This window comes from Oleiphilus sp. HI0125, from assembly GCF_001635355.1.
Map to the genome: position 1 here is coordinate 1 of NZ_LWGF01001268.1, position 817 is coordinate 817.

At 41.5% G+C, this 817-nt stretch carries 2 protein-coding genes; both read right to left on the reverse strand.

The window, feature by feature from the left end:
- Positions 1–479 (reverse strand): hypothetical protein (locus tag A3762_RS22020; RefSeq protein ID WP_156493666.1); only part of this gene is annotated, 479 nt, incomplete at its 3' end.
- A gap of 80 nt (positions 480–559) precedes the next feature.
- Positions 560–817, reverse strand: a 258-nt coding sequence (locus A3762_RS22025) for an AraC family transcriptional regulator (RefSeq protein ID WP_156493667.1), incomplete at its 5' end; no start/stop codon positions are given.

Consider the following 817-nt stretch of genomic DNA (forward strand, 5'->3'; position numbering starts at 1 on the left):
ATTTTTTGCTTCTCACCGATAGGGTTAGGGTTCGCGGTGATGTAATGGTATTGCAGTATCCATTGGTTTTTCGTGAAGTCTTTGAAATAGGTGTCTGCATCAATCGGTGACTGGCCTAAACGTTCAGTATATGGGGTGAAAAAGTGTTCAGTGAAATAATCTCGTACTTCAGACTTTTCAGCGTCTAAAATACCACTAGATTGCTCAAAGAATGGAAAGGTCGAATCAAAATGAAAGCTAGCAGCACTTGCACTTTGGTCTTTCGACATAAGCTCAAACTGCTGAATGAGCCCCCTTAAGTAATCTTCAATATGTGACTTTTTAAGCATCAGCGTCGACTCAAGCCGGCTTTCGGTTAATTCTTGAATGACTTGATTTGATTTGCTGATTGCTAAATAGATAGAAATGAAGCCAACTAAAATTAAGCTCGCAACTAATAGTGCAAGTGTCCCACTGATTTGTTTGGTTTTTATCTTCATATCCGTATCGCTAGCGACTAGGTTTTCTCGCCATGCTCCCAAGAGATTGTCTGGTGCAGGTTAGTCGATAAGTGCAGGATTTAAAGTGCGATTCTTTGTGCTGCTTTCCTATATTGATCAGGTGTTTGATTATTCCAGCGTTTAAAAGCTCGGCGAAAATTTGAGCTGTCGTGATAGTTCAAAAGGGTAGCGATAGCCTCTACAGACATTCTGGAATTGCGTAAATAGTCTTGTGCCTGTTGACATAAAATATCGTCACGTAGCTTTCTGAAGCCCGAATTTTCTCGCTCAAGATAACGGGCCAATGTTCGCTTACTGACGAACATAGCGGCTGCGGC